Raw genomic sequence first — 21,579 nt, forward strand, 5'->3', positions numbered from 1 at the left:
CCGGGGCAAGGTTGGTACAAAACCGGGCAACGCCACGGATTCGTCACGGACGCGGGCGAAGGCCGTGCGGAAGGGTTTTCCGTCGCTGTGGTCGTCGTCACGGTCCGAGGGGCGGTGGGGAGTGCGGGGCGAACTGGACGCGCCGGCCGGCGAGGTGGCGTCCGCCGTGGTGGCGGGCCTCGTGACGCCCGGCGAAGAGGTGTACATACGGCTGGTTTTCGCGCTGCGTCACGCGGGCGGGAAAGCGGCGGAGCAAGGACATCGACCGGATCATCGGCCGGGCACGCACCGCCCTTTTGCCCGCCGGCGACGAGGTCGTGGTGGACGCCGTCCGGGAGGAGCTGAGCCGGGAGCTGCTCCACCTCGGCCTCCGCACCGGTGCGGCGCTGCGCAGGATGCGCGCGCATCGGGCACGTCGCGCAGATCACCGGAGCGCACCTGGACGGCAGCGGACGCACCGCCCGCGCACCTGTGGCGCTGAGCGCCGGACCTCGGACCGGCACCGCCACCGCGCCCGTGAGCCCGCGGGGTTGCGTACGCTGATCGTCGCTGCGCGGGAGAAGGAGGGGACGCGGGATGCGGAGACCGTCGGTGGATCAGGCCAGGGCGCTGCTCGAGAGCGACCTGCTGGCCGGACGCGAGGCCCTGGCCGGCATGACGGCTGAAGACTGCTGGCCCGCGTTCGTCCGTTTCGGCCGGCGGCGGTTCGACCTTCCCGACAGCCCTGACGTGGACGGCATCCTCTTCCAGTACGGCACCTACGCATGCGGCGGGCCCCCGACGTTCACGCTGGACCTCACCCGGCAGTTCGACGTCGTCGACAGCGACGGCGATCACGACCACTACGTGCAGCTCCACTGCGAGCTTCGCCACGGACCCTCCTCCGCCTCGGCGGGCCTGGGGAGCTTCACCTCGTGGTTCTTCCACGACGCGGACGGCGATGTCGGCCTCTGGGCCCGGGGGCTGACCGAGCAACCGGCATGGACGGTGATCAGGGCGCTCCGGCCGACGGAGATCAGGGTCTACCAGACCCGGGTCTAGCCGGACGGCGCGACGCCCCGCCGCCCGCGCGCCCGCCGGTATGACCACGCGGTCGACCGCGGACCGACGCCTCCGCGGGTACGGCCGGAGGGCCGGTTCCCCTGGTGGGAACCGGCCCTCCGGGGGGGCTGGGGTGGGGGCAGGGTCAGTTGACGGTGAGGGTGGCCGTGTCGTCCGACGGGTTCGTGTCGAACGCCGGCTGGCCGGCCGGGCTCCAGTCCATGGCGACGGAGCCCTGGGCGCCCGGGATCACCTGGTCGACGCGCACGGTGAGGGAGAAGTGCGTGACGGAGCCGGCCGTCGAGACGATGCTCTGGTTCGAGCAGTAGTACCCACCGCCCTGCTGACGGCAGTTGGCGGAGGAGCCGACGGGCGACGTGCCCGGCGGCAGCTGGACGTCGACGGGCCCGACGATGTCGCCGCTGCGGTAGAAGACGGTCGCGGGACCGTTGTTGGTCATGGTGAAGTCCAGCGTCACGGTGTCGCCCTGGGCCGCGGTGGCGCTCGCGCCGGTCACCGAGAAGTCCGCGGTGTTCGCGGCCTGCAGGCTGGTGATGCGGTAGTTGCCGTGCGTGCCGCGCTCGGGCAGTGACACGACGCCGGACGGCGCCCCGTTGGCGGTTCCGGGCGTGAGGACCTTCAGCGTCAGCTGGCCGCCGGCGCCCTGCGTCCACTGGTGCCCAGAGGCCGACTGCTCGATGCCCGGGTCGCCGGCCGGCGCGATCATCGAGTCCAGGTAGGTGGAGTACGCGGTCGACTCGACGTTCAGGCGGACCGCCGGCGCGAGCGCGGCCCGCTCACCCGGCAGCACCTGTCCGGGGATGGTGCACAGCGCCATCTCCTCCACCATGGGGCCGCCGTCGGTGCTGTACTCGCAGTTGGCGTAGCGCTGGGCGAACCCGATCCCGGGCGACGCCCACAGCAGCACCTGCGTGCCGTCCGCGGCGCGGTCGCCGATGTTGGTGAAGCGCACCGGCTCGTTGACGGCCGATCCGACCGCCAGGCCGGTCAGGTTCGTCGGCTGGGTCAGGTCGTAGGCCGGGCCGCCGATCTCCACCGTGCCCTGGCCGCCGACGATCGCCGCGTTGTCCGCGCTGCCGGTGATCGTGTAGCCCGCGGACGATCCGGCCGGCGCGCCGGCCTTCGCCTTCACGGTGATCTGGGTCTCGGCGCTGATCGTGCCGACCCCGGTCAGATCGTCGTAGTAGAACGACTCCCCGCAACTGGCGACATGCTGGACCACCGTGCAGTTGCCCGAGAACGTCACGTCCGCGATCGCGGAGAGCTGCGTCACGTCGATCGTCAGCGTGGCGCTGGTGTTGAGGCTCTTCGCCGTGGTGGTGAAGGAGAGGTAGGGCAGCGCGGTCTTCGAGACCCCGGCCAGGGTGGCCGGGGAGACCGCGACCGGCGCGGTCTGCTGGAGGGTGATGACCGGCTGGTCGTCTGCCTGAGCCGGGACGGCGGCGACCCCCGTGAGAGCGAGGACCATCGCGGCGCCGGCGGCCGTGGTCAGCGCCAGGGCATGGCGATTCGGACGGTGTTTCATGCGGTTCCCCCCACAGAGTGTTCACAGGACGTGCGGGAGACAGGCTAGGCATCGGCGGCTGGAGATGACCATTCCGGTCCGGCGGCCGGTCGCGGCCAAATCCAGCTAATCCAGCCCGAACACCGTTGGGCTTTGCGGATATTTGACGAGCGCGGACGAGCGCGGACGAGCGCGCACGAGCGCCCCGACCTGAGGCCGCCCCCCGCGCCGGCGCCCCGGCCGCGCAGGCTCACACCGTCCCGTACTGCCCCTAGGATCCTGTGGCTATGGGGGAAACCGATCGTGGCCGTCGGCCGCGGCGGCAGCGGCAGCGGTGGCGGCTGGGCCGGGCCGTCGCCGTGGTCTCGGTCGCGGTGACCGGGATCGCCGTGCTGGCGGCCGCGCTCCTGGTGCTTCCAGGGCTGATCGTGGACCACGACCTCGCCGGTGGCCGGCTCACCCCCGCGGACCGGCTGGATGCCGTGAACAACGTGCGCACCGCCCTGCTCCAGGTGATCGGCGGCGCCGTCGTCCTCTTCGGCGCCTATGCCACCTGGCGGCAGCTGCGGGTCAGTCAGGAGGGGCTGGACGCCACCAGGGAAGGCCAGGTCACCGACCGGTTCAGCCGGGCCGTGGAGCAACTGGGCGGTGAGCGACCGGACGTACGGATCGGCGGCATCCACGCGCTGTGGCGGGTCGCCGACCACTCCGTCCGCGACCACGAGGCGGTGGTCTCGATCATGGCCGCCTATCTCCGGACGCATCTGCCCTGGCCGCCTCAGGAGCCGGGAGCCCCCGCGGCGGACGCGCCCATCAACTCGGTGCGCCCGCTGGAGACCCGCTCCGCCGACGCCCAGACGGCGCTCACCTGCCTCGGCGTCCTCGGCCAGGAACGTCCCGACGGCTGGGTCAACGTCAGCTGCACCGACCTGCGCCGGGCCGACTGCGACGGACTGTGGCTGAACGGCGTCAACCTCGACGGCGCATGCCTGGAGGCGGCGAGCCTGTACAAGGGCAACCTGCGCGGGTCCTCGCTGATCAGGGCCACGCTGCGGCACGCCGAACTGGGGCTCGCGGTCCTCCGCCAGGCGCGCCTGATCGAAGCCGATCTGCGCGGCGCGCGCCTGCTCAAGGCCGACCTGCGCGGAGCGGACCTCTCCGGCGCGGACCTGCGGGAGGCGAATCTCCGCAAAGCCGGCGCCGCGGGAGCCGTGTTCGCCCGCGCGGACCTGCGGATGGCCGACCTCCGCGGCTGCGACCTCGGCGACACCGACCTGCGGCAGGCGAGACTGGAAGGCGCGCTGGCCAGCGACCTCACCACCTGGCCGGCCGGCTTCGACAGCGCGGCGGCGCACGTCGTCGTCACCGCGGACCCGGGCACGGAACCGGACGTCCTGCTGCCGGCCGCCGCGATCATGGGTCCGGCGCCGGCGCTGCGGTCGTACCCGCCGCCCGATCCGACGACCGCGGCGAGTTGAGCGGTCCGGCCCCCGCCCCCGGCCGCCCCGCCCGCCCTGATCGCGCCCCGGCCGCGCGCCGCCGCGCGCTACGCCGCGGCCAGCGGCCGCACCGTCAGGTGGTAGTCCTGCACGATCCGGCCCTCCTCGTCGAGCAGCAGGAAGGCGCGGGCCGCCCAGGCCACCTCGCCCGCCCCCGGACCCCGGGCACGGGTCAGCCGGAGGGCGAGCACGACGAGGTCGCCGTGCACGGTGACGCTCCCGTCGTGCGTGACGCGGTACGCACCGGCGTCGCCGAGCCGCCGCCTGCGCCGTCACCGCGCCCGCCCCCGCACCCGCCCCCGCGCTAGCCTCGGGGGGTGATTACCTGCGTCGTCGAGTACGTGATCGACCCGGCGGAGATCGAGGCGTTCGAGCGCTTCGGGCGCCGCTGGATGGAGCTGGTCGACCGGCACGGGGGCACCCACCACGGGTACTTCCTCCCGGCGGAGGGCGCGAGCGACAAGGCGTTCGCCCTGTTCAGCTTCCCCAGTCTCGCCGCGTACGAGGAGTACCGGACGCGCTTCGGGCGGGACCCCGACTTCGTCGCGGCGGACCGGATCAGGGACGAGAGCGGCTGCGTCCTGCGCTACGAGCGCACCTTCATGCGCCCGATGCTGCCCGAACCCCCCTCGCCGCAGCCGCAGCCCTAGCCGCCTCAGCCGTGGCGCCGGCGCCGGCTTCAGGCCGACGCCTCGCGGTCCGCCGCGCCCACGGCGGGCGATGGCGGGCTCGCGACAGGGGTGTGCGCCCGTCGCCTCCAAGGCTCCGCGCATACGGAATCACTCGCCGATCGCTCGCGCTCTCGCTGAATTCGTTCTGTTCATCCTTCGCGGCCACTGATATCGTCGCGGCTGCCACCGTGCGGCGGGACACATCCGTACAGCGGGACGAAGGGGAGACCACACCATGCGAGTCCTCATGATCGGAGCGGGCGGGGTGGGCACGGCGATCACCCGGATCGCGGCCCGCCGTCCGTTCCTCGCGCACATGGTCGTCGCCGACTACGACCTCGCACGGGCGGAGTCGGCCGTCGCGGCCCTCGGCGCGCGGGGGGACCGGTTCAGCGCGATCCGGCTCGACGCCTCGGACGCGGCCGGCGTGCGGGCGGCCCTCGCCGAGCACCGCTGCGACGTCCTGCTCAACGCCACCGACCCCCGCTTCGTCCTGCCGCTCTTCGAGGCGGCGCTCGCACATGGCGCCCACTACCTGGACATGGCGATGTCGCTGTCCTACCCGCACCCGTCGCGGCCGTACGAGGAGTGCGGGGTGAAGCTGGGGGACGCCCAGTTCGAGCAGTCCGCGGCGTGGGAGGCGGCGGGCCGGCTCGCGCTCGTCGGCATGGGGGTGGAGCCCGGCCTCTCCGACGTCTTCGCCCGCTACGCCGCCGACGAACTCTTCGACGAGATCGACGAGATCGGCATCCGCGACGGCGCGAACCTGGTCGTGGACGGCTACGACTTCGCCCCGTCCTTCAGCATCTGGACGACCATCGAGGAGTGCCTGAACCCGCCGGTCGTCTACGAGCGGGAGCGCGGCTGGTTCACCACCGCTCCCTTCAGCGAACCGGAGGTCTTCGACTTCCCCGAGGGCATCGGCCCGGTGGAGTGCGTCAACGTCGAGCACGAGGAGGTGCTGCTGGTGCCGCGCTGGCTGAAGGCCCGCCGGGTCACCTTCAAGTACGGCCTCGGCGACGAGTTCATCGGCGTCCTGCAGACGCTCCACAAGCTGGGCCTGGACCGTACCGAGCCGGTCGCGGTCGGCAGTGGCGGGCAGCGCGCCGCGGTGTCCCCGCGGGACGTGGTCGCCGCGTGCCTGCCCGACCCGGCCGGCCTCGGCGAGCGGATGCACGGCAAGACGTGCGCCGGCACCTGGGTGAAGGGCACCAAGGACGGCAGGCCCCGGGAGGTGTACCTCTACCACGTGGTCGACAACCAGTGGTCGATGCGGGAGTACGGTTCGCAGGCCGTCGTCTGGCAGACCGCGATCAACCCCGTGGTGGCGCTCGAACTCCTCGCGTCCGGCGCCTGGCGGGGCAGCGGAGTGCTCGGCCCCGAGGCGATGCCGGCCCGCCCGTTCCTCGACCTGCTGACGGAGTACGGCTCGCCGTGGGGGATGCGCGAGCAGTGACGGCGGGCGCCGTCAGGCGCTGTACGGCACCGGGTGGATCTCGTCCGCCGCGTGCCCGGCGCGCTCGTGGACGCGCTGCACGGCGTCGGCGGACGGAGCCTGCGACAGGCAGAAGACGTCACCGGAGTCCGGGCCGGCCCAGGCGCGCTCGACGCGCACGCCCTCCCGGCCCTCGTTCGCCAGGTCGGCCGCGTGCGCCGACCTCGGCTGCTCCGCGGTGATGGCGTCCATGTGGTGGCGGACGTCCATGAAGGTGGCCATCCGGCTCACTCCTCGCGCTGCCGGCGTACGGGCCCCCGATCGCCCCTCGTCCATTCTCCTCCCGCGCGCCACGCCGGGCGAACGGATGTCCGGTCCACGGATCGCCCAGCGCCGCGGTTCCCTGAATGCGGACATCTCATCACCATGAGTGGCATTGCGGGCGCGCCTCGCGATCCGGGCCGCCGCCGGGCGGGACGGTTGCCGAGTTCGATCCGTGCAGGCGCACCGCGCCTGCTCCGACAGGAGATCGCTATGCGTGTTTCCCGCATTGCCGCCGCGCTCGGCGCGGCAGTCGTCGTGGTGCTGGGCGGCGCAGGAGTCGCCGCCGCGGCCGCCCCGGCCGCTGCCGGCAGCTACGCCGCGCACCACCACAACCGCCACCACGACGGCGACCGGTGGGGTCACCACCGCGGCTACGACCACCGGTGGAGCAGCCACCACCGCGGCTACGGCCACCGCGGTTACGACCACCGCGGCTACGACCACCGCGCCGAGGGCCACCGCCAGTACGGGCGCTGACCCGGCCGTCCCCTGAGCCCACCAGCAAGGGCCCACCACCGAGGGGCGGGGCGCCCTCCGGATCTCCGGAGGGCGCCCCGCCCTGTCCTGGCCCGCACGGCACCGTCAGCGCGACGACCAGACCTGGTTCGGCTGGGTGCCGCTGCCGTAGCAGTCCCAGATCTGGATGCGCGTGCCGTTCGCCGTGCCCTGGCCCGCCGCGTCCAGGCACTTGCCGGAGTTCGGGTTCACGATCGTGCCGTTGCCGTTGACCGTCCACTGCTGCGCCGCGTTGTTCAGGCAGGTCCACAGCTGGACCACCGTCCCGTTCGCGGTCCGGCCGCCGGAGACGTCCAGGCACTTGCCCGAGTTCGGGTTGACGAAGGTGCTGCCGACCCGCTGCCACTTCTGCGCCACGGTGCCGTTGCAGTCCCAGAGCTGGACGACGGTCCCGTCGGCGGTGCCCGCGGCGTTGACGTCGAGGCAGCGGTTGCTGCCCTGGCCGACCAGGGTGCCGCCGCCCCCGCCGCCGGTGCTCCCGCCGGTCCCGCCGGAGCCGCTCGTGGTGAAGCCGAAGCTGTCGACGCCGAGGCCGGCGCCGCCGGTCCACGGCTCGAAGCCGAACTGGACGCTGGTCATGTACCAGGCGCTGCTCATGTAGCCGCGGCCGGTGATGTCGTCGGTGAAGTCCTTGATGTGGATGTCCAGCGAGCCGGTGGTCTGCTGGCGCACGTAGGAGATCACGTTCCAGGAGATGCCCCCGCCGGACAGCCGGCCCTCCCACACGTCCCACGTCGCGCCGGCCAGGTTCGCGGTGCCCACCTTGCCGCCGGCCGGCTGCGGGGCGCCGGCGTGGCTGCCCCAGATCATCAGCTCCGCGCCGTTGTTCTGGCCGGCCGGGCTGGGGCTGGAGTCGAACCAGATGTCGTACGCGGCGTCCCAGGCGCCGCCGGCCGTGTGGTAGGCGACCGTGGTCTCGGGGTTGCCGAAGGCGCTGACCTGCAACGGCAGGCCGCTGCCGCTGCTGCAGTTGCCGTAGTGGCAGCCGGCGTAGATCGACGGGTAGGCGGCCGGCGCGCCGTTGGTCGGGACGTTGTGACTGGCCGTGGTGACGTTGAAGCCGCCGCCGGTGACGGTGATGCACTGCGGGGAGGTGTCGCCCCACTCGTTGTTCTGCACGACGTAGTGGCCGCCGGCGATGGTCGTGCTGCCGAACTGGTCGCAGATCTGCGTGTCGGCGTGCGCGGAGCCGGGCCGCAGGAGCGCGAGCGCGGCTCCGAGCAGGAGCACGGTCAGCGCGGCGAGGACGCGGCGGACGGGTGGTGCTGCGGACGGGAACATGGGTGCGGCTCCTTGTCGGAGGCGGTGGGGGGACAGCGGCCCCGGCCGGTGTCGCCGGCAGGGACCTGCGGATCGGGGGACCTCTCAGGCGGGGCCGAGCAGCCCCCAGTCGAGTTCGGCGTGCCCGTCGCCCTTCTGCAGGCGGATGTGGTTGACGCCCTGGTTCAAGGCCACCTGGACCGAGCTGCGCGACTCCACGCGGTCCTGCGCCGCGCCGCCGAGCCAGGAGCCGGTGGGCTGGTACGCCAGGGTGGCCTGGGCGCTGCCGTTGACCACCACCTGATGGGTGGCCGGGGCGGCGGCCCCGTCCGCGTAGCCGACCGTGAAGCGGTACACGCCCGCGGCCGGAGCGCGGACGGCGAAGTCCACGGCGCTGTCCTGCTGGTCGATGCCGCCGACGTAGTCGGGGAAGCCGTTCCCCTGGAAGGCGCTGATCCGCGCGTCCGTCACCGCGGCGTACTCGGCCTCGTAGCGGTGCGTGTCGGGGCGGACGTCGATGAAGTCCAGCTCGGCGTGGTTCGCGCCGTCGCCGAAGGCCACCGTGTTGGCGCCGGCGTTCAGCAGCAGCCGGGTCCAGACGGTGTGCGGGTCCTGGTCGAGCCAGCCGCCGCTCGGCGGATAGCTGAGCGTGCCCTGCGGGCGGCCGTCGACGGTCAGCTGGTGCGTGGCGTCGGTGCTGCCGCCGTTGGCGTAGCGCACCGCCACCGTGTAGAGGCCGGTGGCGGGGACGTCGACGGAGAAGGCCACCGAGGAGTCCGGGTGGTCGATGCCGCCGACATAGCCGGTGCCCGAGGCCAGCGCGGTGTCCGAGCCGTCGTGGAGCACCGCGTCGGTCCTGCGGGCCTGCTCGGCTTCGTACTTGGTGGGCTGCGCGGAGGCGGCCGCCACCGGTGAGACGGTCACGCGGTAGCCGTCGTACTGGGTCAGGCCGCGCAGCGGCACGGTCAGGCCGCCGGCGGCGTCGAGCGTCATGGTCGTGTCGAGCAGGACGTAGCCGCCGCTCTGCGGGTCGCCGCCGCGCTCCACGGTGCGGTCCGCGGCGTCCGGGTCGGTGGTCCAGTGCGCGTCGTCCACCCGGACGCGCACCTGCGGCCCGAGGCCGCGGGCGGCCAGTGCCGGCATCCGCACGTCCAGGTCGGTGGTCTCGCCGCCGAGGAGCAGGGTGGCGCTGCGGGCGGCGGGGTCGAAGGAGGCGACGCCGTCGGCGGCCTGGTAGTGCCGGGTGTCCCAGCGGCTGACGGCCAGGGGGGAGCCCTGCATCTGGTGGTACCAGTTCTCGAACCACCAGCCCGCGTCGGGCTGCAACTGCCCGCTCGCGGTGCGGCGCAGCGTGTTCCCGAGCAGGCCGACGTTCGTGTACGTGCCCATCGACGCGGCGTCGACGCCGTACCGGGCGAACTCCGCCCAGTGCTTGGCCATGGTGCCCGGCACGCCTTCGAAGTCGCCGCTGCCGGGCCCGTACTCCTCGATGGCCACCGGCTTGGGGGCGCCGGGCAGCCGGAGCTCCTGCTCCAGCGGGCGGTAGTAGTGCGTCAGGCTCTCGGGCACGTCACCCGGGCTGGGGCCGAGGCTGTGCCAGCCGATCACGTCGGGGACGGTGCCGGTGCTGATCGCGTTGACCAGGAACGCCCGCATCCGCGGCTGGCGGTCGGCGGACTCCCACGGGTTGTAGTGCTCGTAGTTCGGCCCCATCACCGGCAGGGTCGGATCGATCGCCCGGATGCGCCGGACGGTCTGCGTCCAGAGCCAGTTCACCCGCTCGTCGTAGCTGCCGCCCGGCACCTGCGGATCGGTCATGAACGGGCCGGACGCCGACGTGCCCAGCTTGTTGTCCGGCTCGTTGAGCGGCGCCACCGCGTAGACCTCGGCGCGGTACCTCCCGACCGAGCGGGTCGCGCTGTCCACCTTGCCGTACCAGTCGGCCAGGCCCTTCCAGACGTACGGCCAGCCGCCCATCAGGTCGTTGTACCGGACGATCATCCGCACGCCGGTGCCGGCCAGCTTGCCGGAGACGGTCTCCGCGGACGTCGGGTAGGACGTGTCGCCGTCGGCGCTCGCATGCTGGGCGAGCAGGTTCTGGCTCTGGTCGGCCAGCGCCGCGGGCGTGTCCGGCTGGGAGGCCACGCCGAAGAGCGAGCCGAGGCCGGGCTTCCTCAGCGGGCCGCTCTGCTGACCGGTGTCGACGGTGATCACCTCGGTGGCCGGCTCCGGTGCGGCGGCGGCCGCGGGACGGGCCGCGGCGGCGGCGCCCGGCACGGCGGGCAGCAGCAGGACGGCCGCGACGGCCGCGGCGGTGGTGGTGCGGACGGCCGGCGCCGGGCGCGCGCCCACCGGCGCGCGCCGGGAGAACAAGCTCACCGGTACTCCTCTTCCGTCGGCCGCGGCCGGCGCGGCGCGCGGGCGGGCGTGCGCGGCGGCTGCGAGGGGGGAGACGAACGGAACGGAACGGAACGTGCGGTCGCCGGTATGAATCCATGCCTGGCACGGACGCGTCAATACGGTGCGAGGTCTTGAAGAGATGAAGCGGACCTGCCGGCCGAAGCGCTCGTGGGCCGTGTCGTCGCAGGTCGAGGGCGCGAAAAAGCGCGAAACACCGGCCGCGTGCGGGGTGCGCGGGCACCGCGCGGGCGGCCCGGGAAGGCCCCGGGCCGCCCTGGGCGTCAGCCGGTGAAGGAGTAGTGCGGCGTGGTGTTCTGGTAGGTCTGCGTGGTGGGCTGGTAGTCGAAGTAGTACGTCAGGGTGTGCCCGGCCGGCACCGTGACGGGCTGCTCCCAGCGGCCGGTGGAACCGTTGTACGCGGCCATGTAGTTGAGCTGGCCGCCGCCGTCGAGCGCGTAGTGGACGGCGACGAAGGACTCGCTTCCGGAGGCCGGCCTGAACCAGATGGTGTCGTGCCCGCCGCTGCCGGCCGCCACGCCCTGGGTGTACGCGCCGGAGGGCGGGGTGGTCGGGGGAGTGGTCGGCGGCGTGGTGGGCGGGGTGGTCGGCGGCGTGGTGGCGCCGCCGGTGGTCCCACCGGTGCCGGTCCCGGCGCAGGCGCCGCTCGCGCCTCCGACGAACACGCACTTGCGCAGCTCGGCCAGGAAGGCGTCGCGGACCGCCGTGTCGGCCTGCACCCTCGCGTCGCCCCAGTAGCCGTTGGAGCAGCCGGCCCCGCCGGCGGACGCGCCGACCGCGCACTGCCACCCGGTCTGGGCGTCCCAGTTCGTGTTGATGTAGGACGCGACGCGGATGACGTCGCTGTTGCTCTCGATCCAGTTCCAGTAGCCGCTGTACCACTCGCCGAGCAGCGCGGCCGCGCTCGTCGCCTGCGGGTTCTTCTTCATGATGCAGCTCTTGGTCAGCGCGGAGGTGCTGTAGCCCTGTGGCGACGCCTCGGCGATCATCACGGGCTTGGAGTGCGCGCGGGCGAAGTCCAGCACCCGGTTCTGCAGCGTGACCGGGTTGACGTCGTAGCTGCTGCAGCCCCACTGGGTGGCGAGCGAGCCGGCGTTGTAGAAGTCGGACAGGCCCACGTAGTCCACGAAGGCGTCGCCCGGGTACCACGGGTCGAGGTGGTGCGGGTCGGTCACCGTGTAGCCGTACTCGGGGTGGTCGGGCGAGGAGTTCAGCGGCCAGGCGGCGGACTGCCAGACGGTGGCGACCCTGGTGGCGCCGAGCGCGTCGATGCGGCCCTTGACGTACTGGAACGCCTGCTTGTAGAAGTCGGCGTTGTAGCAGTTCCAGGGGCCGTCGAACTCGTAGCCGATGCGCAGGAAGACCTGGCGGTTCCAGGTCTTGAACTGGTTGATCATCCGGTCGACGTCCGTGCGGTACTGCTGGGTGAGGGCCGGGGTGATGTCCGCGTCGGGGCGGGCGATGATCGCGCGCAGCGGCTGGTTGGTACAGCCCGAGGTGGCGTCCGACAGATACAGGCCGACGGCGAGCGCGGAGTTCGGGTACTGGGACAGCGTCTTGGCGAAGTCGACGGTGCCGCTGCCCCAGTCGGCGGGTGAGAACATGCCGGCGAGCGGCGCGGGGCTGCCGCCTTCGACGAGGTTGGTGTAGAGCGTGACGCCGCCGGGGGCGGGGGCGTTGAGCGCGCCGTTGTCCAGCACCTGGGTCCGGTAGTCGGACAGGGTGTCGGAGTCCTGCCCCATGACGGGCAGGATCTTCCCGTCGGCGGGCAGGTTGCGGGCGGTCAGCCCGGCCGCGTGGGCGGCCGGTCCCGTCGGCCCCGCGGCGAGCAGGGCGAGGGTGGCGGCCACCGCGGCGGACGTGGCCGCGAGGGCGGTGCGAAGTCTCACGAGGGACTCCTTCACTGGTAGTGCCAGGGGATGGTCTTGAGGGGTGGGGGGACGGCAGGCTCAGTACCGACCGAAAAGAAGCAGCCTGAAGTCAGAAACTCTCTCAATGTTTCCGAGCCGGAACCGTAGGAGTCCGCGCGGTCCGCGTCAATGGATCGGACAGGATCATGGCGCGGCACGCGAAAAGGGCCCCGCACGGTGCGGGGCCCTTGCGCGTGCGCATCCGCGCTGCTCGGCGCGCCCGTTCTGCCGGCGCGCGCGTTCGGCTCGGCGCGTTCGATCGGCTCAGCGCGGCGGCGCGGTGCTCTCGCGTTCGACCAGCTCGGTGGCCAGTTCCATCCGCCGCATCCCGCCGGGCAGCACCGCCTCGACGCCCTGGAGGACGATGCGCGCCGCCATCGCGGCCATGTCGCTCAGCGGCTGGCGGACGGTCGTCAGCGGCGGCGAGGCCCAGGACGCGGCGGGCAGGTCGTCGAAGCCGACGATGCTGACGTCCCGTCCGACCTGAAGTCCGGCCCGGCGGACGGCGTCGTACGCGCCGAGCGCCTGCAGGTCGCTGCTGGCGAAGATCGCGGTGGGCCGGTCGGGCAGCGCCAGCAGCTCCCGCGCGCCGGTGAAGCCGGTCTCGTGGTGGAAGTCGCCGCGCGCCTCCAGCGCCGGGTCGACGCCGAGCCCGGCGCTCTCCAGCGCGGCGCGGTAGCCGTCGAGGCGGGCGCGTGCGCTGAGCACGTCGTCGGGCCCGGTGATGATGCCGATCCTGCGGTGGCCCAGGCCCAGCAGGTGCTGGGTGGCGGCGAGGCCGCCGTGCCAGTTGGTGGCGCCGACGGACGGGATGGAGGCGTCGGGGTTGCCGACCGGGTCGACGACGACCAGCGGCACGCCCAGCTCCTGCACCGTGCGCCGCTGGCCGGGCGCCAGCGCGGTCACGGCCAGGATGACGCCGTCGCTGCCGCGCTTGGCCAGGTTGTTCAGCCAGCGCAGCGTGTCGGCGGAGCGGCCGTGCACGGCGGTGACCACCAGGCCGCTGTCGTGCTGGGCGGTGGTCTCCTCCACGCCCCGCACGACCTCCACCGACCAGGGGCTGTCCAGCTCGTTGATGACCAGGTCGATCAGGCCCACCGTGCGGGTGGGCCGGCTGCGCCGCCGCAGGTAGTTGTGGCTCTCCAGCAGCGCCTCCACCTTCCCGCGGGTGGCCTCGGCCACGTGGGCGTGGCCGTTGAGGACCTTGGAGACCGTCGCCACCGACACCCCCGCCTCGCCGGCGATGTCGGCGATCGTCACCCGGGCCTGCGGGTCGGCCTGCTCGGGCCCCTTCGTGCGGCCGGTGTCGACCACGGTCACCTCACTGCTGTCGATGGGGGTCGCGGCCAGCGTAGGGGAAGCCGCGCTCAACCTTCCGCGCCGGTGCGGGGTCCGGCGCCGGACCGGGCGTGCGACCCGGTCCTGAACCGAGGGCGACGGCCGTGACCGCACTGTTATGTGCCGTCGCGTTGACGCCGTCCTCCGAAAACCCTACGTTCCTCCAGCGGAAACTATCGTAACTTTCGGATCAGCGGAGCCGCAATCTTCCCGGCTCCCGGAGGAGCGTGTTTCACCGATGAAGCGTGCACTGACCGCCGCCGTGACCCCCGGTGGGTCGCGCAGAGCGACTCGCAGAGCAGCCCGCGGAACGACCCGCAGCGCCGTCACCGCCGTCTCGGCCGCGCTGGTGCTGGCGGCCACCGCGACCGCCTGCGGCAGCGGTGGCCCCGGCGGCAGCGGCAGCGGCGGCGGCCGGGTGACCGTGTGGTCCCTGCAGGACACCGCCCTCAACCCGGTGCAGAAGGACTCCATCAGCGCCTACAACGCCGCCGCCAAGGGCCCCAGGGTCTCGATGCAGACCTTCGTCAACGACCCGTACAAGCAGAAGCTGCAGACCGCCCTCGGCTCGCCCAACGCACCCGACGTCTTCCTCAACTGGGGCGGCGGCAACCTGTCGACGTACGTCTCCTCCGGCGACGTCGCCGATCTCAGCGCCGACCTGGACGCCGCCTTCAGGGCGAGGTTCCTGCCCAGTGTGCTGGCCGGCGGGACCGTCGGCGGCAAGGTCTACGGCGTGCCCATGGAGGGCGTCCAGCCCGTCGCGCTCTTCTCCAACAAGGACGTCCTCGCACGGGCCGGCATCGCCGCGCCGCCGGCGAGCTGGCAGGACCTGCTGGACGACGTCGACGCGATGAAGGCCGCGGGCGTGACGCCGATCGCGCTGGCCGGCTCGCAGGCGTGGACCGAGCTGATGTGGATGGAGTACCTGCTCGACCGGGTCGGCGGCCCGCAGGTCTTCGCGAACATCCAGGCCGGCCGGCCCGGCGCGTGGGACGACCCCGCGGTGGCCACCGCGCTGACGATGATCCGCACCCTCGTCGACCGAGGCGCCTTCGGCACCAACTACGGCTCGGTCGGGCAGGATTCGGGCGGCGCCGACGCGCTGCTCGCCAAGGGCCGCGCGGGCATGGAGCTGATGGGGTCCTGGGAGTACGCGGGCCAGCTGGCGACCGCGCCCGACTTCGTCCAGCAGGGCAGGCTCGGCTGGTCGGCCTTCCCCACGGTCCCGAACGGCAAGGGCGACCCGAAGGACGTCGTCGGCAACCCGTCGAACTTCTTCTCCGTCACCGCGAAGTCCGGCGAGAGGGCCGCCGCGGTCGACTTCATCACCAGGACCGTCGCCGCGCCGTCCTACGTCAAGGACCTCATCTCCATCGGCCAGGTACCGGCCATCGCCGGCATCGAGGAGCAGCTGAGGACCGGCCCGAACGCCGGCTACACCACCTTCGTCTACGGACTGGTCCAGCAGGCGCCGTCGTTCACCCAGTCCTGGGACCAGGCGCTGGACCCGGCGACCGCGCAGACCCTGCTCACCAACCTGCAGAAGGTCTTCAACAAGCAGTCCAGCCCTGGGCAGTTCGTCTCCGCGATGGACGCCGCGTGAGCATCGCCGCGCCGCGCCGGGGCGACGGACGGCCCGGCGCGCTCTGGGCCGTCCCCGCCCTGCTGTACTTCGCGCTGTTCGCCGTCGTGCCGATGGCGCTGGTGGTCGGGCTCAGCTTCACCGCCTGGAACGGCCTGGGCAGCCCGCACTGGGCCGGGGCGCGCAACTGGACCCGGCTGCTGCACGACCCGCAACTCGCCCAGTCGCTGCGCCTGTCGGCGCTGCTGACCGCGGTCACCTGGGCCGTGCAGACGCTGATCTGCCTGCCGCTGGGCGTGTGGTGCGCCGGCCACCAGCGCTCCCGCGCGGTGCTCAGCACGCTGTTCTTCGTGCCGCTGCTGATGTCCAGCGCGGCGGTGGCGCTGCTCTTCGCCGCGCTGCTCGACCCGAACTTCGGCCTCGCCCACACCGTCGGGCCCTGGCTGGGCGTCCCGGACGGGAACCTCATCGGCGACCCGCACCGGGCGCTGTGGACCGTGACGGCCGTCATCACCTGGCAGTTCGTGCCCTTCCACACCCTGCTCTACCAGGCCGCCGCCCGGCAGGTCCCGGTCCAGCTCTACGAGGCCGCCACCATCGACGGCGCGGACCGGTGGCGGCAGTTCCGCTCCGTCACCCTGCCGCAGCTGCGCAACACCGTCGTCACCTCGTCGGTGCTGATCCTCGTCGGATCGCTCACGTACTTCGACATCGTTCTGATCCTGACCGACGGCGGCCCCGGCACCTCCACCCGCATCCTGCCCCTGCACATGTACCTCACCGGGTTCAGCAGCTTCGACATGGGCTACGCCAGCGTCCTGGCCGTGCTCCTGCTGCTCGCCGGCACCACTTTGTCCCTGCTGGTCGTCCGCGTCACCGGCTTCCGGCGGATGGCGAGCCAGCGCGAAGGACTGTCATGACGACTGGAACCCTCGGCCCCGGCCGGCCGCCCGCCGCGCCCCGGACCCCCTCGCGTACCGGCCCCCGCGCCGGGCGGACCGCCCCCCGGCCGTCCCCGTCGCGCCGGCCCCGGCCCGGCCGCGGCCCCCGGTACCGCCGCCCCGACCGGCTCGGCGCGCTCGGCGCCGCGGTCTGGCTGGTCGTCGTCGCGGTCCCGCTGTACTACGTGCTGGCCTCCAGCCTGCGCGACAAGAGCGACTACCTCGACGCCGGGCCGCTGTCCCCGCCGCACCACGTCGTGCTCTCCAACTACCGCACGGTGCTGGACTCCGGCTTCGCCGGCTACCTGGGCAACAGCATCCTGGTGACGCTGTCCACGGTCGCCCTGGTGCTCGCGCTCGGCCTGCCCGCCGCGTACGCGATCGTCCGCAGCCGGAGCAGGTTCGTCTCGGCCGGCTTCTCGGTGATGCTGATGGGCCTGGCCATCCCCGCGCAGGCCACCATCGTGCCGGTCTACCTGCTCATCACCCGGCTGCACCTCTACGACACGCTCACCGCGATCGTCCTGCCCACCGCCGCCTTCTCGCTGCCGATGGCGATCCTCGTGCTCACCTCCACCATGCGGGACATCCCCGGCGAGCTGTACGAGGCGATGACCATGGACGGCGCGAACGCCACCCACGTGCTGCGCGCCCTGGTGCTGCCGCTGACCCGGCCCGGCCTGGTCACCGTCGGCATCTACACGGCGCTCGGCTCCTGGAACGGCTTCATCTTCCCGCTGGTCCTCACCCAGAGCGACGCCCGGCGCACCGTCACCCTCGGCCTGTGGAACTACCAGGGCCAGCAGGGCGGCATCAACGTGCCCGCCACCATGGCCGCCGTCGTGCTGTCCCTGCTGCCGCTGCTCGCCGCCTACCTCTTCGGCCGCCGCCACCTGCTCAGCGGCCTGACCGCCGGCTTCGGCAAATGACCCCCCGCGCACCAGAAAGGCATCCATGACCACCGGAGCCACCGCCGCCCGGCCCGCCCCCCGCGGCCGGCAGGCCACCGCCATCAGCAACCCGGTGCTGCCCGGGTTCCACCCCGACCCGTCGATCCTGCGCGTCGGCGACGACTACTACCTGGCCACCTCCACCTTCGAATGGCATCCGGGCGTGCGCGTCCACCACTCCCGCGACCTCGTGCACTGGCGGCCGCTGCCCGGCGCGCTCGCCGAGACCCGGCTGCTCGACCTGACCGGCGTGCCCGACTCCGGCGGGGTGTGGGCGCCCTGCCTGTCGTACGCGCACGGCATGTTCCACCTGGTCTTCACCCGCGTCGACAACCACCACGGCGGCTGGTGGGACGCGCAGAACTACCTCACCACCGCGCCCACGCCCGAAGGCCCCTGGTCCGACCCGGTCCCGGTGCACGCCCGCGGCTTCGACCCGTCCCTCTTCCACGACGACGACGGCGCCTGCTGGATGCTGTCGCTCACCGGCGACTGGCGGCCGCGGCGCGACCCCTTCGCCGGCATCCAGGCCCAGCGGTGGGACTGCGCCGCCGGCCGGCTCACCGGCGAGGTGCGCATGCTCTTCCACGGCACCGAGGCCGGTGTCACCGAGGGCCCGCACCTGTACCGCCGCGACGGCTGGTACTACCTGCTCACCGCGGAGGGCGGCACCGCCTACGACCACCAGGTCACCGTCGCCCGCTCCCGCACCCTGGACGGCCCGTACACACCCGACCCGGCGGGGCCCACGCTGACCTCGCGGCACCGCCCCGACCTGGCGCTGCAGAAGGCCGGGCACGGCAGCCTCGTCGAGACGCAGACCGGCGAGTGGTACCTCGCACACCTCACCGGCCGGCCGCAGGGCCCGCACCGCCGGTGCGTGCTGGGCCGGGAGACGGCGCTCCAGCGGGTGGAGTGGTCGGACGACGGGTGGCCGCGGGTGGCCGGCGGCGTCCCCGCCGAGCAGGTGGCCGCGCCGGGGCTGCCCGCGCACCCCTTCCCCGCGGAACCCGAGCGCGACGACTTCGACGGCCCCCGGCTCGGCCCGCACTGGGCCACGCTGCGCCGCCCCGCCACGCCCGACTGGGTCGACCTGGCCGCCCGCCCCTCCCACCTGCGCCTGCACGGCGGCCAGTCGCCGCGGGGCCTGCGCGCCCCGAGCCTGGTCGCCCGCCGGGCCGGCTCCGTGCACTGCTCGCTGGAAGCGTCGGTGGACTTCCGGCCCGCCGACGTACGCCAACTCGCCGGCGTCACCGCCTACTACGACACCCGCAACTGGCACTACGCGTACGTCACCCGTGACGACGACGGCCGCACCGTGCTGTCGCTGCTCACCTGCGACGACGGGAACCGCGTCACCCACTCCGCCGCGGACGTCGTGCTCACCGGCGCCGGCCCGGTCGGGCTGCGGGTCACCCTCGACGGCGAGCGCGCGTTCTTCGACCGGCGGCTCGAGGACGGCACGTGGACCGCGCTGGGCCCCGCGCTCAACGCGACGATCCTGTCCGACGAGTACGCGGGCGAGAAGCAGGCTCCCGACGGGCGGGCCGCCAGCCCGGCCTTCACCGGCGCCTTCCTCGGGCTGTGGGTGCAGGACATCGGCGCGGACGGCGCGCACGCGGACTTCGACCACGCCACCTACCGCGAGCACCGGCCGCCGGCCCACCCCTGATTCCACCCCCCGATCCGCCCCCGATCCGCCCACCTGATCCCCCGTCCGACCATCCCCCCACCGCCCAAGGAGCCACCCGTGCCCGTGCCCCACGCCCTGCGGCGGCCGGCCGCCGCCCTCACCGCGATCCTGCTCGCGGCAGCGGCCGCCCTCACCGCCACGCCCGCCGCACACGCCGTCACCACTGCCACTGCTTCGGCCTCCGCCACGACCGCCCCCCGCGCCCTGCTCGTCGGACAGAGCAACACCGGCGCCTGGAACGACCTGACCGCCGCCACCGGTGCCGACCCGCAGGGCGGCTCGGTCTACTACAGCGTCCGCGACGGCGCGTTCTCCGGCGCCTGCGGCACCACCTGCGAGAACAGCTACGCCTCCTTCCTCGCCGACCGCGGCAAGCAGATCGAGGTCGGCGTCAGCTGGAAGGACAACCCGCCCGGCTGGGACGGCGACAACGCCGACAAGGAGGCCGCCTCCCAGCGCGCCACCGCCGCCATCGCGGCCGGCGCCTACGACCGGCAGTTCGCCGCGCTGTCCTCCTTCGTCGCCGCGCACCCGGCCGCCACCTTCCTGGTCCGCGTCGACTACGAGGTCAGCACCCCCTTCTTCTGCACCGGCGGCACCGACTGCACCGCGTACCGGAACGCCTTCCGGCACGTCGCCCAGCTGCTGCGCGCGCAGAGCGGCGCAGGGACCCGCGTCCAGTTCGTCTACCACCCGGTGCGCGGCCAGTTCGACACGCTGTACCCGGGCGACGACGTGGTCGACTGGGTCGGCGTCAGCGTCTTCGACAACGACCTGTGCCAGCCCTACCGCGAGAACGGCACCACCTACTGGAACGGCGCCGAGGACACCGCCGCCCGGACCTGCTCCGGCTACTACGACGACTACGTGAACGGCAACGTCAACGCCGTCCCGCACGGCTACCCCGTCGACCTGAACATCCTGCGGATGATGTGGTGGGCGCAGAGCCACCACAAGCCGGTGCTCGTCGCCGAGTCCGGCGTCCAGCGGATGTCCGACGCGATCGCCGCCGACGGCACCCAGTCCGCCGCCGACTTCGACGCCTTCATGCGGCGCCTCGACACCCTCGTCACCTACCGCGGCCCGCTGCCCAACGGCGTGATCGACGGCGTGCAGACCCACTTCACCGGCACCGGGTACGACCTGTCCCAGGTGATCCGCGCCGTCACGTACATCGACATCGACTGGCGCTACGGCTTCGACGGGCAGACCTCGCCCGGCGCGCCGATCGCGCTGCCGCCCTCCAGCGGCTGGTACGTCAACTCCCTGCTGAGCCGCTACCCGCAGGGTCGCGCCACGTTCTGCGGGATGCTGGGCACGGCGGGATTCGCCGGCACCTGTCACTGAACCCGCCCGGGTGCGGGCGCGCCGCCGCCCGCGCCCGGACCGGGCGCGGCGCGAGGAGGGAGGAACCCGATGACCGGGCAGTCCACAGGACCCGTGACCACCCGCCTGCTCGCCGCCGAGGCGGGGGTGTCCGCGGCCACCGTCTCCAAGGTCATGAACGGCCGCCCCGGCGTGTCCGCGGCCACCCGCGACCGGGTGGCGCGCGTGCTGGACCGCCACCGGTCGCACCGGCGGCCGCCGCACCGGCGGCCCGGCCTGGTGGTGGACCTCGTGCTCAACGAGATCGACAGCCTGTGGTCCGCGCAGATCGTGGCGGGCGCCGACGAGGTGTTCCAGGCCGCGGGCACCACCATGGCGCTGGCCGCCCTGCACGGCAGCGCGGCGCACGCCGCCTCCTGGCTCGGCACGCTCGCCGCGCGCCGGTGCGACGGCGTGGTGCTGGCGGTGTGCGAGCTGACCGCGCGCCAGCACCTGCACCTGGCCTCGCTCGGCGTGCCGGTGGTGCTGCTCGACCCCTCGGGCGGCGCCGACGTGGGCCTGCCCGTCGTCGGCGCCACCAACTGGGCGGGCGCCGTGGCCGCCACCGAGCACCTGATCGCGCTGGGCCACCGCGCGATCGCCCACCTGGCCGGACCAGGGGGAGTGACCGCGGCCAGGGCGCGCGCCGCGGGCTACCGCACGGCCATGGACCGCGCGGGGCTCGCCGTCCGCGACGGCTCGCTGCGCTACGGCACCTTCGACGACCAGTCGGGACACCGCGAGATGCTCGCCCTGCTCGACGAGGCGCGGACCGCCGGGACGCCGCCGCCGACCGCGGTGTTCGCCGCCAGCGACCGGCAGGCGCTGGGCGCCTGCACGGCCCTGCAGAGCCGCGGGCTGGCGGTGCCGGGGGACGTCAGCGTGGTCGGCTTCGACGACACCCCGCAGTCGCGCTGGGCGCGGCCCGCGCTGACCACCGTGCACCAGCCGGTGCAGGAGATGGCCGCGCTGGCCGCCCGCACCATGCTGCGCGTCATCGACGGCGAGAGCATCGACCCGCCGCGCGTCGAACTCGCCACCCGGCTGGTGGTCAGGGACAGCGCGGCGCCCCCGCCGGCCGGCTGAGCCCACCCCGGTCGGCCCCGCC

At 73.4% G+C, this 21,579-nt stretch carries 18 protein-coding genes; 11 read left to right on the forward strand and 7 right to left on the reverse strand.

Annotation, left to right across the window (positions count from 1 at the left end; all coding sequences use genetic code 11):
* The first annotated feature begins 576 nt into the window (after positions 1 to 576).
* Complete coding sequence (locus tag V2S66_RS15330) at positions 577 to 1,041, forward strand: hypothetical protein (RefSeq protein ID WP_330795645.1); 465 nt, start codon at positions 577 to 579, stop codon at positions 1,039 to 1,041.
* Between the two features lie 145 nt (positions 1,042 to 1,186).
* Here V2S66_RS15330 and V2S66_RS15335 read toward each other — a convergent pair whose 3' ends face one another.
* Positions 1,187 to 2,587, reverse strand: a complete 1,401-nt coding sequence (locus V2S66_RS15335; protein ID WP_330795648.1) for a hypothetical protein — start codon at positions 2,585 to 2,587, stop codon at positions 1,187 to 1,189.
* Between the two features lie 266 nt (positions 2,588 to 2,853).
* Between V2S66_RS15335 and V2S66_RS15340 the strand changes: the two genes are divergently transcribed.
* Positions 2,854 to 4,044, forward strand: a complete 1,191-nt coding sequence (locus V2S66_RS15340) for a pentapeptide repeat-containing protein (protein ID WP_330795651.1) — start codon at positions 2,854 to 2,856, stop codon at positions 4,042 to 4,044.
* A gap of 68 nt (positions 4,045 to 4,112) precedes the next feature.
* Here the strand turns inward: V2S66_RS15340 and V2S66_RS15345 are convergent, their stop codons facing one another.
* Positions 4,113 to 4,274, reverse strand: a complete 162-nt coding sequence (locus V2S66_RS15345) for a hypothetical protein (protein WP_330795653.1) — start codon at positions 4,272 to 4,274, stop codon at positions 4,113 to 4,115.
* Positions 4,275 to 4,382: 108 nt separating this feature from the next.
* Between V2S66_RS15345 and V2S66_RS15350 the strand changes: the two genes are divergently transcribed.
* Together V2S66_RS15350 and V2S66_RS15355 are read left to right on the forward strand one after the other, a co-directional pair.
* Positions 4,383 to 4,715 carry an NIPSNAP family protein gene (locus V2S66_RS15350; protein ID WP_330795655.1) on the forward strand — a complete coding sequence of 111 codons (333 nt, stop codon included), beginning with the start codon at positions 4,383 to 4,385 and terminating at the stop codon, positions 4,713 to 4,715.
* Positions 4,716 to 4,971: 256 nt separating this feature from the next.
* The gene (locus tag V2S66_RS15355; RefSeq protein WP_330795657.1) at positions 4,972 to 6,192 is read left to right on the forward strand and encodes a saccharopine dehydrogenase family protein; all 1,221 of its coding nucleotides are present in this window, start codon (positions 4,972 to 4,974) and stop codon (positions 6,190 to 6,192) included.
* Positions 6,193 to 6,204: 12 nt separating this feature from the next.
* Here V2S66_RS15355 and V2S66_RS15360 read toward each other — a convergent pair whose 3' ends face one another.
* Positions 6,205 to 6,453, reverse strand: a complete 249-nt coding sequence (locus tag V2S66_RS15360) for an SCO4226 family nickel-binding protein (protein WP_330795659.1) — start codon at positions 6,451 to 6,453, stop codon at positions 6,205 to 6,207.
* A 252-nt stretch (positions 6,454 to 6,705) separates the two neighbouring features.
* On the opposite strand from V2S66_RS15360, the gene V2S66_RS15365 reads away from it, so the two are divergent.
* Positions 6,706 to 6,972: a hypothetical protein gene (locus tag V2S66_RS15365; protein WP_330795661.1), complete on the forward strand. Its 267-nt coding sequence runs from the start codon at positions 6,706 to 6,708 to the stop codon at positions 6,970 to 6,972.
* 105 nt (positions 6,973 to 7,077) lie between these two features.
* On the opposite strand, the gene V2S66_RS15370 is transcribed toward V2S66_RS15365, so the two are convergent.
* From V2S66_RS15370 to V2S66_RS15385, 4 genes are all read right to left on the reverse strand, one after another.
* Positions 7,078 to 8,292 carry a GH12 family glycosyl hydrolase domain-containing protein gene (locus tag V2S66_RS15370; protein ID WP_330795662.1) on the reverse strand — a complete coding sequence of 405 codons (1,215 nt, stop codon included), beginning with the start codon at positions 8,290 to 8,292 and terminating at the stop codon, positions 7,078 to 7,080.
* Between the two features lie 84 nt (positions 8,293 to 8,376).
* Positions 8,377 to 10,650, reverse strand: coding sequence for a CBM35 domain-containing protein (locus tag V2S66_RS15375; RefSeq protein WP_330795665.1), 2,274 nt, complete (start codon positions 10,648 to 10,650; stop codon positions 8,377 to 8,379).
* Between the two features lie 302 nt (positions 10,651 to 10,952).
* Positions 10,953 to 12,578, reverse strand: coding sequence for an endo-1,3-beta-xylanase (locus V2S66_RS15380; RefSeq protein ID WP_330795667.1), 1,626 nt, complete (start codon positions 12,576 to 12,578; stop codon positions 10,953 to 10,955).
* A gap of 285 nt (positions 12,579 to 12,863) precedes the next feature.
* Positions 12,864 to 13,919 carry a LacI family DNA-binding transcriptional regulator gene (locus V2S66_RS15385; RefSeq protein ID WP_330795669.1) on the reverse strand — a complete coding sequence of 352 codons (1,056 nt, stop codon included), beginning with the start codon at positions 13,917 to 13,919 and terminating at the stop codon, positions 12,864 to 12,866.
* Between the two features lie 256 nt (positions 13,920 to 14,175).
* Here V2S66_RS15385 and V2S66_RS15390 point away from each other — a divergent pair, with 256 nt between their 5' ends.
* The 6 genes from V2S66_RS15390 to V2S66_RS15415 all read left to right on the forward strand — a co-directional run bounded on the left by V2S66_RS15390 (position 14,176) and on the right by V2S66_RS15415 (position 21,557).
* A complete protein-coding gene (locus V2S66_RS15390; protein WP_330795670.1) occupies positions 14,176 to 15,543 on the forward strand; it encodes an extracellular solute-binding protein in 1,368 nt (455 codons plus the stop codon).
* Complete coding sequence (locus tag V2S66_RS15395; protein WP_330795673.1) at positions 15,540 to 16,442, forward strand: carbohydrate ABC transporter permease; 903 nt, start codon at positions 15,540 to 15,542, stop codon at positions 16,440 to 16,442. The genes V2S66_RS15390 and V2S66_RS15395 overlap by 4 nt, the downstream gene beginning before the upstream one ends.
* Positions 16,439 to 17,392: a carbohydrate ABC transporter permease gene (locus tag V2S66_RS15400; protein WP_330795675.1), complete on the forward strand. Its 954-nt coding sequence runs from the start codon at positions 16,439 to 16,441 to the stop codon at positions 17,390 to 17,392. The genes V2S66_RS15395 and V2S66_RS15400 overlap by 4 nt, the downstream gene beginning before the upstream one ends.
* A 25-nt stretch (positions 17,393 to 17,417) precedes the next feature.
* Positions 17,418 to 19,085 carry a glycoside hydrolase family 43 protein gene (locus tag V2S66_RS15405; protein WP_330795677.1) on the forward strand — a complete coding sequence of 556 codons (1,668 nt, stop codon included), beginning with the start codon at positions 17,418 to 17,420 and terminating at the stop codon, positions 19,083 to 19,085.
* A 78-nt stretch (positions 19,086 to 19,163) separates the two neighbouring features.
* The gene (locus V2S66_RS15410) at positions 19,164 to 20,453 is read left to right on the forward strand and encodes a glycoside hydrolase family 26 protein (RefSeq protein WP_330795679.1); all 1,290 of its coding nucleotides are present in this window, start codon (positions 19,164 to 19,166) and stop codon (positions 20,451 to 20,453) included.
* Positions 20,454 to 20,522: 69 nt separating this feature from the next.
* Positions 20,523 to 21,557, forward strand: a complete 1,035-nt coding sequence (locus V2S66_RS15415) for a LacI family DNA-binding transcriptional regulator (protein WP_330795682.1) — start codon at positions 20,523 to 20,525, stop codon at positions 21,555 to 21,557.
* Positions 21,558 to 21,579: the final 22 nt, after the last annotated feature.

It is taken from the genome of Actinacidiphila polyblastidii, from assembly GCF_036353415.1.
Classification (GTDB): Bacteria; Actinomycetota; Actinomycetes; order Streptomycetales; family Streptomycetaceae; genus Actinacidiphila; species Actinacidiphila polyblastidii.

Coding starts and splice junctions, on each gene's coding strand:
- V2S66_RS15330 (WP_330795645.1), top strand. CDS start 577: ATGCGGAGACCGTCGGTGGATCAGGCCAGGGCGCTGCTCGAGAGCGAC.
- V2S66_RS15335 (WP_330795648.1), bottom strand. CDS start 2,587: ATGAAACACCGTCCGAATCGCCATGCCCTGGCGCTGACCACGGCCGCC.
- V2S66_RS15340 (WP_330795651.1), top strand. CDS start 2,854: ATGGGGGAAACCGATCGTGGCCGTCGGCCGCGGCGGCAGCGGCAGCGG.
- V2S66_RS15355 (WP_330795657.1), top strand. CDS start 4,972: ATGCGAGTCCTCATGATCGGAGCGGGCGGGGTGGGCACGGCGATCACC.
- V2S66_RS15360 (WP_330795659.1), bottom strand. CDS start 6,453: ATGGCCACCTTCATGGACGTCCGCCACCACATGGACGCCATCACCGCG.
- V2S66_RS15365 (WP_330795661.1), top strand. CDS start 6,706: ATGCGTGTTTCCCGCATTGCCGCCGCGCTCGGCGCGGCAGTCGTCGTG.
- V2S66_RS15370 (WP_330795662.1), bottom strand. CDS start 8,292: ATGTTCCCGTCCGCAGCACCACCCGTCCGCCGCGTCCTCGCCGCGCTG.
- V2S66_RS15390 (WP_330795670.1), top strand. CDS start 14,176: ATGAAGCGTGCACTGACCGCCGCCGTGACCCCCGGTGGGTCGCGCAGA.
- V2S66_RS15400 (WP_330795675.1), top strand. CDS start 16,439: ATGACGACTGGAACCCTCGGCCCCGGCCGGCCGCCCGCCGCGCCCCGG.
- V2S66_RS15405 (WP_330795677.1), top strand. CDS start 17,418: ATGACCACCGGAGCCACCGCCGCCCGGCCCGCCCCCCGCGGCCGGCAG.
- V2S66_RS15415 (WP_330795682.1), top strand. CDS start 20,523: ATGACCGGGCAGTCCACAGGACCCGTGACCACCCGCCTGCTCGCCGCC.